Origin of the sequence: Micromonospora sp. NPDC007230, assembly GCF_042869115.1 — a bacterium.
Classification (GTDB): Bacteria; Actinomycetota; Actinomycetes; order Mycobacteriales; family Micromonosporaceae; genus Micromonospora.
This window is the reverse complement of record NZ_JBIAFE010000032.1, coordinates 1-13627: the sequence shown is the minus strand read 5'-3', so window position 1 is coordinate 13627 and position 13627 is coordinate 1. Positions and strand designations below refer to the sequence as shown.

The following is a 13627-nucleotide window of genomic DNA, read 5'->3' as shown; positions in this document are numbered from 1 at the left end:
AGGTGGCGGCGAAACGGCCGATTCGCGTCATTCTGAATGCGTCTCGTACAGCCGGCTCCTGCGGGGAGAGCTGATGAACCGGGTCCATCTCGACAAGCTGTTCACCATCCTGCTCGCCGGCGTGCTCGCCGGGTTGGCCCTGGCGGCGGCCGCGTTGCCGGCCGCGCTGGTCTTCGGGTTCGGCTTCAAGGGGCTGGTGCCCTACGCCGAGCTGCCGCAGTCGCTGCGGACGCCGGAACCGGCCCAGCGCTCCAACCTCTACGCCAACGACGGCCGTACCCTGATCACCTCGTTCTACGTCGAGGACCGGATGGACGTGCCGGCCGCCGAGGTGGCGCCGGTGATGCGGCAGGCCATCGTGGCCGCCGAGGACGTCCGGTTCTACCAGCACCACGGCGTCGACGTGCGCGGCGTGGTGCGGGCCTTCACCGTCAACCAGCGGGAGGGCGGGACCCGGCAGGGCGCCTCGACGCTGACCATGCAGTACGTCCGCAACGCGCTGGCCAGCGATCCCCGACTGACCGAGGCGCAGCGGGCCCGGGCCACCGAGGTCACCGCGGGCCGCAAGATCCGCGAGATGCGGTACGCGCTGGCCCTGGAGCGGGAGCTGAGCAAGGACGAGATCCTCAGCCGCTACCTGAACATCGCGTACTTCGGCGCGGGGGCGTACGGCGTCGGCGCGGCCAGCAAGCGCTACTTCTCCACCACCCCGGCCAAGCTGACGCTGGCCCAGGCGGCACTGCTCGCCGGGCTGGTCCGTTCGCCGGACACCGACGACCCGATCAACGGGGACGCCGACGCGGCCCTGGACCGCCGGGCGTACGTGCTGGACCGGATGGTGGAGACCGGCCAGGTTTCGGCCGAGGACGCCGCCCGGGCGAAGGCCGAGCAGCTCGCCCTGAAGCCCAGCGCCACCCCGAACGACTGCGCGGCGATCTCGAAGGACCACAACGACTGGGGCTTCTTCTGCGACTGGTTCACCCAGTGGTGGAACAGCCAGCCGTCCTTCGGGGCGTCCGCGGAGGAGCGGCAGCGCACCCTCCGGCGGGGCGGCTTCTCGATCGTCTCCTCGCTCGACCCGAACGTGCAGCGCAAGACCACCGAGCAGGTGCTGGAGATCTACCCGGTCACCAACAAACGGGCCGCGCCGACCGCCGTGGTCCAGCCGGGCACCGGTCGGGTGCTGGCCATGGCGGTGAACCGGAACTACAGCGTGGCCGCCAACCCGGAGGGGCAGGAGAACTATCCGAACACGGTCAACCAGCTCATCGCCGGTGGCGGCGGCATCGTCGGCTACCAGGCCGGGTCGACGTTCAAGCTCTTCACGATGCTCGCCGCGCTGGAGTCCGGGCTGCCGCTGGACACCGAGTTCGACGCCCCGTCGGTCTACGTCACCCGCTACGCCACCGGGCCGGGACCGGCGGCGTGCGGCGGCCACTGGTGCCCGGCGAACGCCAACCCGGACTGGATGGACGGCCGGCGCACCATGTGGAGCGCGTTCGGCCGGTCGGTGAACACGTACTTCGCCTGGCTGACCGAGCAGGTGGGCGCGGACCGGGTGGTGGAGATGGCCGAGCGGCTCGGCATCGTGCTGCGCGCGGCCGACGACGCCCGGCTGGCTCGCGAGGGGGCGAAGAGCTGGGGCCCGTTCACCCTGGGCGTCGTCGCCACCACCCCGCTGGACCTGGCCAACGCGTACGCGACGGTGGCGGCCGAGGGCGTCTGGTGCCGGCCCACCCCGGTCGCCTCGATCACCGACAGCTCCGGACGGAAGCTGGCCGCCGGGAACCCGGACTGCCGGCAGGCGCTCGACACGGAGGTGGCCCGGGCGGCGGCGGACGCGGCCCGCTGCCCGGTCGGCGACCAGTCGATGTACCGCCGTTGCGACGGCGGCACCGCCGAGGAACTGGCGCCCGGGCTGAGCCGGCCGGTGGCCGGCAAGACCGGCAGCGCGGAGCGGAACGAGACCGAGACGGTGGTCGCCTTCACCCCGCAGCTCGCCGTCGCCACCATCGCGGCGAACCCGGACAATCCCCGGGACGCCGTCGGCGGTGGGGTGCAGACCCGCCAGATCGCCGCGGTGGGCCGGGTGCTGGCGTACGCGCTGCGCGACCAGCCGGTACGCGACTTCGTCCCGCCCAGCCAGACCGCCGCCTTCGAGCGCACCAGCCCCCGCTCGGGGAACTGACCGGGTGGCCCGTGGCGCCGGTGCCGAGGCACGGCACAGCTCCCGGTGCGGGGCTCCGTAGACTCCTACGCTGTGGAGAACACCAGAGACACGTTCTGGGGGCCGGACTTCCAGCAGCTCAGCACCGAGGACCCGGAGATCGCCGGGGTGGTGCTGGGGGAGTTGGCGCGGCTGCGCGGCGGCCTGCAGCTCATCGCCAGCGAGAACCTCACCTCCCCGGCGGTGCTGGCGGCCCTCGGCTCCACGCTGACCAACAAGTACGCCGAGGGTTACCCGGGCCGGCGCTACTACGGCGGCTGCGCCGAGGTGGACCGGGCCGAGGAGATCGGCATCGCCCGGGCCCGGGAACTCTTCGGGGCCGAGCACGCCAACCTCCAGCCGCACTCCGGGGCCGGCGCCAACCTGGCCGCCTACGCCGCCCTGGTGCAGCCGGGCGACACCGTACTGGCGATGGACCTGCCGCACGGCGGCCACCTCACCCACGGCAGCCGGGTGAACTTCTCCGGCAAGTGGTTCCACCCGGTCAGCTACACGGTCCGGCGGGACACCGAGCTGATCGACTACGACGAGGTACGCGACCTGGCCCGGGCGCACCGGCCAAAGATGATCATTTGCGGCGCGACGGCGTACCCGCGGCTGATCGACTTCGCCCGGTTCCGGGAGATCGCCGACGAGGTCGACGCCTACCTGATGGTGGACGCGGCGCACTTCATCGGGCTTGTCGCCGGCCGGGCGGTCCCGTCCCCGGTGCCGTACGCCGACGTCGTCTGCGCCACCACCCACAAGACGCTGCGCGGCCCGCGCGGCGGCATGATCCTCTGCCGGGAGTCGCTGGCCGCCCGGATCGACAAGGCGGTCTTCCCGTTCACCCAGGGCGGCCCGCTGATGCACGCCGTCGCCGCCAAGGCGGTCGCGCTGCGCGAGGCCGCCCAACCCGAGTTCCGGGCGTACGCCACCCAGGTGGTGAGCAACGCCCAGGCGCTCGCCGACGGGCTGGCCGCCGACGGGATGCGGCCGGTCTCCGGCGGCACCGACACCCACCTCGCGCTGATCGACCTGCGCGAGGTCGGGGTGACCGGGGCGGACGCCGAGGCGCGCTGCGACGCCGCCAACATCACCTTGAACAAGAACGCCGTCCCGTACGATCCGCAGAAGCCGATGGTGGCCTCCGGCATCCGGGTGGGCACCCCGAGCGTCACCACCCAGGGCATGCGGGAGGGCGAGATGCGGCGGATCGCCACGCTGATCGCCCGGGCGGTCCGCACCGATCCGGCGGCCCCGGGCGGCGCGGACGAGCTGGCCCGGATCGCCACCGACGTGACCGAGCTGGTCACCGCGTTCCCGGCGTACCCCCGTGGCTGAGCCGGGGACCCGCGCGGCGGAGGCGCTCGAGGACCGCGGCTGGCGACTGCGCCACCTCCCGGTCCTGCTGATCTCGACGGCGGTGCTGGCGGCGGCGGCCGGGGTGGTCGGCGGGGTGACCCGGGGCGCGGACGGGGCGCTCGGCGCGGCGGCCGGGGTGGCCGTCACCGCGCTCAGCTACACGCTCACCACGGTCGCGCTGGCCTGGGCCGACGCCCGCGACCCGCAGCTCGTGCTGCCCTTCGGGCTCGGCGCGTACGTCGCCAAGATGACCCTGCTCGGAGCGGTGATGATCGGGGTGGCGTCGACCGGCTGGCCGGGACTGATCCCGTTCTGCCTGGGCATCGCCGCCGGCGTGCTGGTCTGGACCGGGGCGCACATCTGGTGGCTGACCACTGTGCACGCCCGGCGGTCCCGGCGCTGACCTGCGGAGATCCGGCGCGCCGTCCCACGTTTCGGACGGCGCGCCGAGGTGTCCGCGATCGGTCATTCTCTCAGTGGCGGAAGGGGAGTAGCGTGCCTCCAGACGACTTCGCCCACCCGTGTCCCACACAACCAGGTTGTGCGGGGGGTGAGGCACAGCCTCGTCTTCTCGACTGATATCGTTCGCCCCGTCATGGCCGGTGACCAGAAACCCCCCAGCGCTGGCGGCCCGGACGACTATCCGTCCGGTGCCGGTCAGGGTTGGACGGCGCTCTCATACCTCATCGGGGGCATGCTCGTCTGGGGTTTCATCGGCTGGCTGGTCGACCAGTGGCTCGACACCGGGGGCATCGCCACCGGGATCGGCGTCGTGCTCGGCATGGCCGGGGGGATCATCCTGGTCGTCCGTCGACTCGGCACGCCTACTTAGGAAGGGACGCGGTGTTCGGACAGGCGAACGTCCTGGCTCAGGGCCAGGCGGAATTCCCACCCAGTGTGGAGGACTTCTACCTGCCCAGCATCCTGCCCTGGGGTGCGCACGACAATTTCTGGTTCACGAAGATCACCGCGATGGTCTGGGTCGCCGTCGGCATCCTGATCATCTTCTTCCTGGTGAGCTACCGGAACCCGCAGCTCGTCCCGACGAAGAAGCAGTGGTTCGCCGAGTCGATCTACGGCTTCGTGCGGAACAACATAGCGGTGGACATGATCGGGCACGCGGGGGTGCGGTTCGCGCCGTACTTCACCACGCTGTTCTGCTTCATCCTGCTGACGAACTTCTTCGCGATCGTCCCGTTCTTCCAGATCTCGCCGAACTCGCACATCGCCTTCCCGGCGTTCCTCGCCGCGATCACCTACGTGATGTTCAACTACGTCGGCATCCGGCACCACGGCTTCGTGAAGTACTTCAAGAACTCGCTCATCCCGCCGGCGCCCTGGTACATCCTGCCGCTGCTGATCCCGATCGAGTTCTTCTCGACCTTCCTGGTCCGGCCGTTCTCGCTGGCCGTCCGTCTCTTCGCGAACATGTTCGCCGGCCACATGCTCCTGCTGGTCTTCACGCTGGGCGGTTTCGCGATGATCAGCGCCAACACCTGGCTGGCACCGGTCTCGGTGCTGTCCTGGGTGATGACCATCGCGCTCACCTTCCTCGAATTCCTGGTGATCGTCCTGCAGGCCTACGTCTTCACCGTGCTGACCGCCAGCTACGTGCAGGGCGCGCTCGCCGAAGAGCACTGATCCACCGCACCAACCGTTGTCGTCCCGCGTGATCGTCACGCGTGATATCCAGGAGGAACCAAACCCATGGACGTTCTCGCCGCGGTTTCCGGCAGCACCGCCGCCATCGGCTACGGCCTCGCCGCCATCGGTCCCGGTATCGGCGTCGGCCTGGTCTTCAGCGCCTACATCCAGTCGACCGCCCGGCAGCCGGAGTCGTCCCGGATGACCCTGCCGTACGTCTGGATCGGCTTCGCCGTCATCGAGGCGCTCGCGCTGCTGGGCATCGCCTTCGGCTTCATCTGGGCCGGCACCGTCTCCTGATCCCGCCCTTAGACCGGGAGGTTTACCATGTTCTACCTCGCCGCTGAGGGTGGTGGTGCGGCATCCCACAACCCGATTCTCCCGCTCTGGCAGGAGCTGGTGGTCGGCAGCATCGCCTTCATCGTGCTCTGCTTCGTGCTGATGAAGTTCGTCTTCCCGCGCATGGAGCAGACCTTCCAGGCCCGGGTCGACGCGATCGAGGGTGGCATCAAGCGGGCCGAGGCCGCCCAGGCCGAGGCCAACAAGCTGCTCGAGCAGTACCGCGCGCAGCTGGCCGAGGCCCGGACCGACGCCGCCAAGATCCGTGACGACGCCCGGGCCGACGCCGAGGGGATCCGCCAGGACATTCTCGCCAAGGCGCGGGAGGAGTCCGACCGGATCATCGCGGCCGGCAAGGAGCAGCTCGCCGCCGAGCGGGCCACCATCGTGCGCGAGCTCCGCGCCGAGGTCGGCACGATCGCGGTGGACCTGGCCAGCAAGATCGTCGGTGAGTCGCTCGCCGACGAGGCGCGTCGCAAGGGCACCGTCGACCGGTTCCTGAGCGGTCTCGAGAGCGCGGGGGCCCGCTGATGCAGGCCGCCAGCCGGGAGTCGTACAAGGTCGCGGCCGAGCGCCTCGACGCGTACGCCCGCGGCACGGAGCCGTCGGCGGTGGCCTCCACCGCCGACGACATCCTCTCCGTCGCCGCCCTGCTGCGGCGCGAGCCGCGGCTGCGCCGGGCGCTGTCCGACCCGGCGCGTCCGGGTGAGGACCGCACCGGCCTGCTCACGGGCATCCTGAGCGGCAAGGTCGGCGCCGATGCGCTCGACCTGCTCACCGCGCTGGTCTCCGGCCGCTGGTCGGCGCCGTCGGAACTGCTCGACGGCACCGAGCGGCTGGGCGTCGAGGCGCTCCTGGCGGGCGCCGACAAGGCCGGCGAGCTGGGCGAGGTCGAGGACGAGCTGTTCCGTTTCGGCCAGGTCGTCTCCGCTTCCGCCGAGCTGTCCAACGCGCTCTCCGATCCGATGGCCTCGGCCGAGCGGCGGGCCACCCTGGCCCGCGAGCTGCTCGCCGGCAAGGCCCGGCCGGTCACCGTCCGTCTCGTCGAGGCCGCGCTGGCCGGCTTCGGGGGGCGCTCCTTCATCGGGGCGCTCACCCGGCTGGTCGAGCTGGCCGCCGACCGGCGGGACCGTCAGGTCGCGTACGTGACCGTGGCGGCCCCGCTGAGTGACGAGGAGGAGCGACGCCTGGGTGCCCGCCTCTCCGCGATGTACGGTCGAGAGGTTTCCGTCAAGCAGACGGTGAACCCGGAGGTGCTCGGTGGGGTGAGCGTGCGGGTCGGCTCCGACCTGTACGACGGCACCGTCCTGCGCCGCCTCAACGAGACCCGTAACGCGCTCGCGAAGCGCTGACCAGCGTCTCCGCAGCCCTGATTCGACGCCATCGGACCGGTCGGTACTAGGTATCCCGGGCCCCTGATACTTGAAGGAAGCAGAGGATGGCCGAGCTGACCATCTCGACGGAGGAGATCCGCGGCGCCCTGGAGCGCTACGTCTCCTCCTACACGGCCGACGTCTCCCGCGAGGAGGTCGGCACCGTCGCCGACGCCGGCGACGGCATCGCCCACGTCGAGGGTCTGCCCTCGACCATGACCAACGAGCTCCTGGAGTTCGAGGACGGCACGCTCGGCGTGGCGCTGAACCTCGACGTCCGGGAGATCGGTGTCGTCGTCCTCGGTGACTTCGGCGGTATCGAGGAGGGGCAGCGCGTCAAGCGCACCGGCCGGGTGCTCTCCGTCCCGGTCGGCGACGCCTTCCTCGGCCGCGTGGTCAACGCGCTCGGCCAGCCGATCGACGGCCTCGGTGACATCCCGAACGAGGGCTACCGCGAGCTGGAGCTCCAGGCCCCGAACGTGATGGCCCGTAAGTCGGTCGACGAGCCGCTGCAGACCGGTCTCAAGGCCGTCGACGCGATGACCCCGATCGGCCGTGGCCAGCGCCAGCTGATCATCGGTGACCGGAAGACCGGCAAGACCACGGTCGCCCTCGACACCATCCTCAACCAGCGGGACAACTGGCGCTCCGGCGACCCGAAGAAGCAGGTTCGCTGCATCTACGTCGCCGTCGGCCAGAAGGCCTCCACCATCGCCTCCATCAAGGGGACGCTGGAGGCGGCGGGCGCGATGGAATACACCACCATCGTCGCCTCCCCGGCCTCGGACCCGGCCGGCTTCAAGTACCTCGCCCCGTACACCGGCTCGTCCATCGGCCAGCACTGGATGTACGGCGGCAAGCACGTCCTGATCGTCTTCGACGACCTGAGCAAGCAGGCCGAGGCGTACCGGGCCGTGTCGCTGCTGCTGCGCCGCCCGCCGGGCCGCGAGGCGTACCCGGGTGACGTCTTCTACCTGCACTCCCGGCTGCTGGAGCGCTGCGCCAAGCTCTCCGACGAGCTGGGCGGCGGCTCGATGACCGGCCTGCCGATCATCGAGACCAAGGCGAACGACATCTCGGCGTTCATCCCGACCAACGTCATCTCGATCACCGACGGCCAGATCTTCCTCGAGACCGACCTGTTCAACCAGGGCGTCCGGCCGGCCATCAACGTCGGCACCTCGGTCTCCCGGGTCGGTGGCGCCGCCCAGGTGAAGCCGATGAAGAAGGTCGCCGGTTCGCTCCGGCTCAACCTGGCCCAGTTCCGCGAGCTGGAGGCGTTCGCCGCCTTCGCCTCCGACCTGGACAAGGCCTCCCGCGCCCAGCTGGAGCGCGGCTCCCGCCTGGTCGAGCTGCTCAAGCAGGCGAACTACTCGCCGTACCCGGTGCAGGAGCAGGTCGTCTCGGTCTGGGCCGGCACCGAGGGCAAGCTGGACGACATCCCGGTCGGCGAGATCAAGCGCTTCGAGTCGGAGTTTCTGCAGTACCTCCGGCACAAGCACGAGGGTGTCCTGGCCGCGATCGCCGACAACAAGTGGGACGACGAGATCATCGGCTCGCTGGACTCGGCCATCACCGAGTTCAAGCAGCTCTTCCTCGGCAAGGAGGACGAGGTCCGGATCAACGAGGCCCCGGCCAAGCCGCTGGAGGGCGAGGAGACCCGCGAGACGGTGACCCGCTTCCGCGAGGGCTCGACCGACCGCCCGGCTGAGAGCTGACGATGGCCGCCCAGGTTCGCGTTCTTCGTCAACGGATCCGCTCGGCGAAGTCGATGAAGAAGATCACCAAGGCGATGGAGCTCGTCGCGACGAGCCGCATCGCCAAGGCCCAGGCGCGGGTGGAGGCGTCCCTCCCGTACGCCAAGGCGATCACGGACGTGCTCACGGCGCTGGCGTCCAACGCGCGGATCGACCACCCGCTGCTCACCCCGCGCGAGCGGGTGCGGCGGGCGGGCGTCCTGCTGGTCACCAGCGACCGCGGTCTGGCCGGCGGGTACAGCTCCAACGCGATCAGGACCGCGGAGTCGCTGATCGCCCGGCTCGCGGCCGACGGCAAGGAGCCCGTGCTCTACGTCATCGGTCGCAAGGGCGTGACCTTCTACCGGTTCCGCAACCGGGACATCGCGGCGAGCTGGACCGGCTTCTCGGAGCAGCCGGCGTTCTCCGACGCCCGCGAGGTGGGCGAGACGCTGATCAAGGCGTTCACGGCCGGCGCGGACGACGTGGACGGCGGGGCCGGGCCGGACGGGGTTGTCGGCATCGACGAGCTGCACATCGTCTACACCGAGTTCAAGTCCCTGATGACCCAGACGCCGGTCACGCGGATCATCGGCCCGATGCAGGTCGAGGACCGGCCGCGGTCCGAGGGTCTGCTCCCGGCGTACGAGTTCGAGCCGGAGGCGGAGGCGCTGCTCGACGCGCTGCTGCCGAAGTACATCAACACGCGGATCTACGCGGCGTTGCTGGAGTCGGCGGCCAGCGAGTCGGCGGCCCGTCGGCGGGCGATGAAGAGCGCCACCGACAACGCCGAAGAGATGATCGAGAAGTACACGCGTGAGATGAACACGGCCCGCCAGGCCGGGATCACCCAGGAGATCAGTGAGATCGTCGGCGGCGCGAACGCGCTCGCCGCGTCGGGAAGTGAAGTGTGATGACTGCCCCAGTAGAGACCAAGACGGCCACGGGTCGCGTGGTCCGGGTCATCGGCCCGGTCGTCGACGCCGAGTTCCCGCGCGACGCCATGCCGGACCTGTTCAACGCCCTGCACGTCGACGTGACCCTGTCCGGCGGCGAGAAGACGCTGACCCTGGAGGTCGCCCAGCACCTGGGTGACAACCTGGTCCGCGCCATCTCGATGCAGCCGACCGACGGCCTGGTCCGCGGCACCGAGGTGCGGGACACCGGCTCGCCGATCAGCGTGCCGGTCGGCGACGCGGTCAAGGGCCACGTGTTCAACGCGATCGGCGAGTGCCTCAACCTCACCGAGGGCGAGACGCTCAACCCGGACGACCACTGGCAGATCCACCGCAAGGCCCCGGCCTTCGCGGACCTGGAGCCGAAGACCGAGATGCTGGAGACCGGCATCAAGGTCATCGACCTGCTCGCCCCGTACGTGAAGGGCGGCAAGATCGGCCTGTTCGGCGGCGCCGGCGTGGGCAAGACGGTGCTCATCCAGGAGATGATCACCCGCGTCGCCCGGAACTTCGGTGGTACCTCGGTCTTCGCCGGCGTGGGTGAGCGCACCCGTGAGGGCAACGACCTCATCGCCGAGATGACCGAGTCCGGCGTCATCGACAAGACCGCGCTGGTCTACGGCCAGATGGACGAGCCGCCGGGCACCCGGCTGCGGGTCGCCCTCTCCGCGCTCACCATGGCGGAGTACTTCCGCGACGTGCAGAAGCAGGAGGTGCTGCTCTTCATCGACAACATCTTCCGCTTCACGCAGGCCGGTTCCGAGGTCTCCACGCTGCTCGGCCGCATGCCGAGCGCCGTCGGTTACCAGCCGACCCTGGCCGACGAGATGGGCGAGCTCCAGGAGCGGATCACCTCCGTCCGGGGCCAGGCCATCACCTCGATGCAGGCGATCTACGTGCCCGCCGACGACTACACCGACCCGGCGCCGGCCACCACGTTCGCCCACCTGGACGCGACCACCAACCTGGAGCGGTCGATCTCCGACAAGGGCATCTACCCGGCCGTGGACCCGCTGGCGTCCTCGTCCCGGATCCTCGCCCCGGAGTTCGTCGGCCAGGAGCACTTCCAGGTGGCCACCGAGGTGAAGCGGATCCTGCAGCGCTACAAGGACCTGCAGGACATCATCGCCATCCTCGGTATCGAGGAGCTCTCCGAGGAAGACAAGATCACCGTGCAGCGGGCCCGGCGGATCGAGCGCTTCCTGTCGCAGAACACCTACGCCGCCGAGCAGTTCACCGGCGTGCCGGGCTCGACGGTCCCGATCAAGGAGACCATCGAGGCGTTCAAGAAGATCAGCGAGGGCGAGTACGACCACTTCCCCGAGCAGGCCTTCTTCATGTGCGGCGGTCTTGAGGACCTGGAGCACAAGGCCAAGGAGCTGATGGAGGGCTGAGACCCTTGCCACAGTCCACGGAGGCCGTCCCGACAGATGTCGGGGCGGCCTCCGCCTGTTCAGGCCCGGCCCATACCAGCTGTCCGGTTGCCCGGCACGCGGTTCGCTCGACCGCGCGGTACCGTTCGTGACACGACTTCACGTCATCACCGTTGATCTCTCGCAACGAAACGGATCCGCCCGCCCGTCTACCAGTCGTGGGCGCGACGATTGGAGAAGTTCGTGGCTAAGGCCGGCACGCGCGGCGGCAAGCGGTCCATGTGGCGGGGCGTGCCCCGCTGGGCCCGGGTGTGCACGATCTTCGGCGTGGTCCTCATGGTGCTCAGCGGCAGCGTGCTGGTCGGCTACCACGCGCTGGTGGCCCGCTACGAGGGCGCGGTCGGCAAGGGGGACCTCTTCGGCGACCAGGCGGCCGGCGCCACCGAGAAGAAGAGCGACATCAAGGGCCCGCTCAACATCCTGCTGGTCGGCGTCGACACCCGGAAGCCGGAGGACCGGCCGCTGTCCGACTCGATCATGGTCCTGCACGTGCCGGCCGGCCTGGACCGGGGCTATCTCTTCTCGCTGCCACGCGACCTGCGGGTCGACATCCCGGCCTTCGCCAAGGCGGACTACTCGGGCGGCACCGACCGGCTGAACGCGGCGATGTCGCGGGGCAGCGTGGTTCCGGGGCGGAACCCGGACCCCGTGCAGGGCTTCGAGCTGCTCGCGCTGACCGTTCAGCAGGTCACCGGGATCAAGCGCTTCGACGCCGGCGCGATCATCGACTTCACCGGTTTCCGGAAGATCGTCGACGCCATGGGCGGCGTCGACATGTACATCGAGCGGGACGTGAAGTCGGAGCACCGCCAGCCCGACGGCAGCATGCGTCAGCTCAAGCCGGGCGGCGGGGGCTACCTCGGCCCACAGGCCGAGTACAAGAAGGGCAACGCCCACCTCAAAGGCTGGCAGGCGCTGGACTACGTGCGGCAGCGCTACCCGCGCAACGGTGTGCCGGACGCCGACTACGGCCGGCAGCGGCACCAGCAGCAGTTCATCAAGGCGATGGTGAGCCAGGCGTTCAGCGCCGACGTGGTGACCAACCCGGTGAAGCTGGACCGGGTGCTCCGGGCCGCCGGCGAGTCCCTCATCTTCAACGGCCGCGGCAACAGCGTGGTCGACTTCGCGCTCGCCCTGAAGGGCATCCGCGCCGACTCGATCGAGATGATCAAGCTGCCCGGCGCGAACATCGGTACCGGCTCGGCGTACAAGGGGGAGCGGCTGCTCCCGGCGGCCGACGACTTCTTCGCGGCGATCGGCAACGAACAGATCGACGCGTTCATGCTGGAGCACCCCGAGTTCAAGCAGAAGACCAGCTAACCTGAGCGCCAACGGACCCGGCGGGTGCCGGAGTCCGTTGCCGTGACGTGGCGCAGCTCTCGCCACCCGCGTTGGGTGGCGCTCCGGGCCGCGACTAGACTTTCGGCAATCCGCCGCCGCAGCAAGGAGACAGCGTGGCACAGCAGCTTCACGTCGAGCTCGTAGCCGTCGAGGAGAAGGTCTGGTCCGGCGAGGCCGAGATGGTCGTCGCCCGGACGACCGAAGGTGAGCTGGGTGTGCTGGCGGGGCACGCGCCCCTGCTCGGCCAGCTCGCGGAGCCCAGCCAGGTACGCATCAAGCAGGCCGGCGGCCAGCAGGTCGCGTACGACGTCGCCGGCGGCTTCCTGTCGGTGACCGGGGCGGGCGTCACCGTCCTCGCCGAGAGCGCCACCCCCGCCACCCCGGCGCGCTGAGCCGACCCGCCGATGGAGATCGTGGAAGGGATCGGAATCGGCGTCGCGGTCGTGCTCGCCGCGCTTCTGATCCTCTTCGTTCGGCGGGCCCTGTTCACCCGCAGCGGAGGCATCATCCGGCTAAGTGTCCGGGTCTCCACGATCCTTGACGGCCGAGGCTGGTCACCCGGCTTCGGCCGTTTCGTCGGTGACGAACTTCGTTGGTACCGCATGTTCAGCTTCGCCCTGCGGCCCAAGCGGGTGCTCTTCCGTAAGCGGCTCGCCGTGGAGCGCCGCCGGCTGCCCGAGGGGCAGGAACGGTTCTCCATGCCGGCCGACTGGGTGATCCTGCGCTGTACCAGCAACCACGCACCGGTGGAGATCGCCATGGCGCGATCCACGGTCACCGGCTTCCTCTCCTGGCTCGAGGCCGCCCCGCCCGGGGCGGCCTCGCCGCGTCTGGCCTCCCAGGACTGGCCCGCCGCCTGAGCCGCCGCCTCGGGTGGTCGTGGCGGGTCCGGTTCTGGTCGCTCTCGGGGTGCGGCCCGCCGTGCACCGCTCGTGAGTGGCTGCTGACTTTGGTTGCGGTGTCGGGTATGGCCCGCCGTGCCCTGTCATGGGTCGCTGCCGGCTTTGGTCGCGGTTGAGGGTGTGGCTCGCCGTGCACCTGTCGCGAGTGGCTGCCGGCTGTGGGTTGTGCTTGCCGTAGCCCGCATGGTCGCTGCCGATCGTGGTCGCTGCCTGGGGGCGCACGGGTGGACCTGGGAGCCGGCGCGCTACGCCCTCGCCGTGGGGGGGGGGCGGGGGGGGGGGGCCCGCCCCGCCGGGGGGGGGGGGGGGGCCGGCGGCGCCGGGCGCACCCC

The 13627-nt window shown here is 70.4% G+C and carries 14 protein-coding genes; all 14 read left to right on the top strand.

Annotation, left to right across the window (positions count from 1 at the left end; genetic code table 11):
- Positions 1 to 73 precede the first annotated feature (73 nt).
- The 14 genes from ACFYML_RS32035 (at position 74) to ACFYML_RS31970 (ending at position 13253) form a co-directional block, all read left to right on the top strand.
- Entirely contained in the window at positions 74 to 2188 is a 2115-nt protein-coding gene (locus tag ACFYML_RS32035) for a transglycosylase domain-containing protein (protein ID WP_387424187.1), read from the top strand.
- 72 nt (positions 2189 to 2260) lie between these two features.
- The gene (glyA, locus tag ACFYML_RS32030) at positions 2261 to 3550 is read left to right on the top strand and encodes a serine hydroxymethyltransferase (protein ID WP_387424186.1); all 1290 of its coding nucleotides are present in this window, start codon (positions 2261 to 2263) and stop codon (positions 3548 to 3550) included.
- Entirely contained in the window at positions 3543 to 3974 is a 432-nt protein-coding gene (locus ACFYML_RS32025) for a hypothetical protein (RefSeq protein ID WP_387424185.1), read from the top strand. The genes glyA and ACFYML_RS32025 overlap by 8 nt, the downstream gene beginning before the upstream one ends.
- A gap of 192 nt (positions 3975 to 4166) precedes the next feature.
- Positions 4167 to 4403, top strand: coding sequence for a hypothetical protein (locus ACFYML_RS32020; RefSeq protein WP_387424184.1), 237 nt, complete (start codon positions 4167 to 4169; stop codon positions 4401 to 4403).
- Between the two features lie 11 nt (positions 4404 to 4414).
- The gene (atpB, locus tag ACFYML_RS32015; protein WP_387424182.1) at positions 4415 to 5212 is read left to right on the top strand and encodes a F0F1 ATP synthase subunit A; all 798 of its coding nucleotides are present in this window, start codon (positions 4415 to 4417) and stop codon (positions 5210 to 5212) included.
- Between the two features lie 66 nt (positions 5213 to 5278).
- Positions 5279 to 5515 carry a F0F1 ATP synthase subunit C gene (locus ACFYML_RS32010; protein ID WP_387424181.1) on the top strand — a complete coding sequence of 79 codons (237 nt, stop codon included), beginning with the start codon at positions 5279 to 5281 and terminating at the stop codon, positions 5513 to 5515.
- Between the two features lie 27 nt (positions 5516 to 5542).
- On the top strand, positions 5543 to 6085 hold the full coding sequence (locus ACFYML_RS32005; protein ID WP_387281203.1) for a F0F1 ATP synthase subunit B: 543 nt from the start codon (positions 5543 to 5545) through the stop codon (positions 6083 to 6085).
- Complete coding sequence (locus ACFYML_RS32000) at positions 6085 to 6906, top strand: F0F1 ATP synthase subunit delta (RefSeq protein WP_387424180.1); 822 nt, start codon at positions 6085 to 6087, stop codon at positions 6904 to 6906. The genes ACFYML_RS32005 and ACFYML_RS32000 overlap by 1 nt, the downstream gene beginning before the upstream one ends.
- 86 nt (positions 6907 to 6992) lie before the next feature.
- Complete coding sequence (gene atpA / locus ACFYML_RS31995; protein WP_387424179.1) at positions 6993 to 8645, top strand: F0F1 ATP synthase subunit alpha; 1653 nt, start codon at positions 6993 to 6995, stop codon at positions 8643 to 8645.
- Positions 8646 to 8647: 2 nt separating this feature from the next.
- A complete protein-coding gene (locus ACFYML_RS31990; RefSeq protein WP_357440154.1) occupies positions 8648 to 9577 on the top strand; it encodes a F0F1 ATP synthase subunit gamma in 930 nt (309 codons plus the stop codon).
- Complete coding sequence (gene atpD / locus ACFYML_RS31985; RefSeq protein ID WP_357440157.1) at positions 9577 to 11013, top strand: F0F1 ATP synthase subunit beta; 1437 nt, start codon at positions 9577 to 9579, stop codon at positions 11011 to 11013. The genes ACFYML_RS31990 and atpD overlap by 1 nt, the downstream gene beginning before the upstream one ends.
- A 258-nt stretch (positions 11014 to 11271) precedes the next feature.
- Positions 11272 to 12372, top strand: coding sequence for an LCP family protein (locus tag ACFYML_RS31980; protein WP_387424224.1), 1101 nt, complete (start codon positions 11272 to 11274; stop codon positions 12370 to 12372).
- Between the two features lie 134 nt (positions 12373 to 12506).
- Complete coding sequence (locus tag ACFYML_RS31975; RefSeq protein WP_387424178.1) at positions 12507 to 12785, top strand: F0F1 ATP synthase subunit epsilon; 279 nt, start codon at positions 12507 to 12509, stop codon at positions 12783 to 12785.
- 12 nt (positions 12786 to 12797) lie between these two features.
- Positions 12798 to 13253, top strand: a complete 456-nt coding sequence (locus ACFYML_RS31970; protein WP_387424177.1) for a DUF2550 domain-containing protein — start codon at positions 12798 to 12800, stop codon at positions 13251 to 13253.
- Positions 13254 to 13627 lie beyond the last annotated feature (374 nt).

Excerpts from the sequence above, each read along its gene's own strand:
- ACFYML_RS32035 (WP_387424187.1), top strand. The coding sequence starts at position 74 with ATGAACCGGGTCCATCTCGACAAGCTGTTCACCATCCTGCTCGCCGGC.
- ACFYML_RS32020 (WP_387424184.1), top strand. The coding sequence starts at position 4,167 with ATGGCCGGTGACCAGAAACCCCCCAGCGCTGGCGGCCCGGACGACTAT.
- ACFYML_RS32010 (WP_387424181.1), top strand. The coding sequence starts at position 5,279 with ATGGACGTTCTCGCCGCGGTTTCCGGCAGCACCGCCGCCATCGGCTAC.
- ACFYML_RS32005 (WP_387281203.1), top strand. The coding sequence starts at position 5,543 with ATGTTCTACCTCGCCGCTGAGGGTGGTGGTGCGGCATCCCACAACCCG.
- ACFYML_RS32000 (WP_387424180.1), top strand. The coding sequence starts at position 6,085 with ATGCAGGCCGCCAGCCGGGAGTCGTACAAGGTCGCGGCCGAGCGCCTC.
- atpA (WP_387424179.1), top strand. The coding sequence starts at position 6,993 with ATGGCCGAGCTGACCATCTCGACGGAGGAGATCCGCGGCGCCCTGGAG.
- ACFYML_RS31990 (WP_357440154.1), top strand. The coding sequence starts at position 8,648 with ATGGCCGCCCAGGTTCGCGTTCTTCGTCAACGGATCCGCTCGGCGAAG.
- atpD (WP_357440157.1), top strand. The coding sequence starts at position 9,577 with ATGACTGCCCCAGTAGAGACCAAGACGGCCACGGGTCGCGTGGTCCGG.
- ACFYML_RS31980 (WP_387424224.1), top strand. The coding sequence starts at position 11,272 with ATGTGGCGGGGCGTGCCCCGCTGGGCCCGGGTGTGCACGATCTTCGGC.
- ACFYML_RS31970 (WP_387424177.1), top strand. The coding sequence starts at position 12,798 with ATGGAGATCGTGGAAGGGATCGGAATCGGCGTCGCGGTCGTGCTCGCC.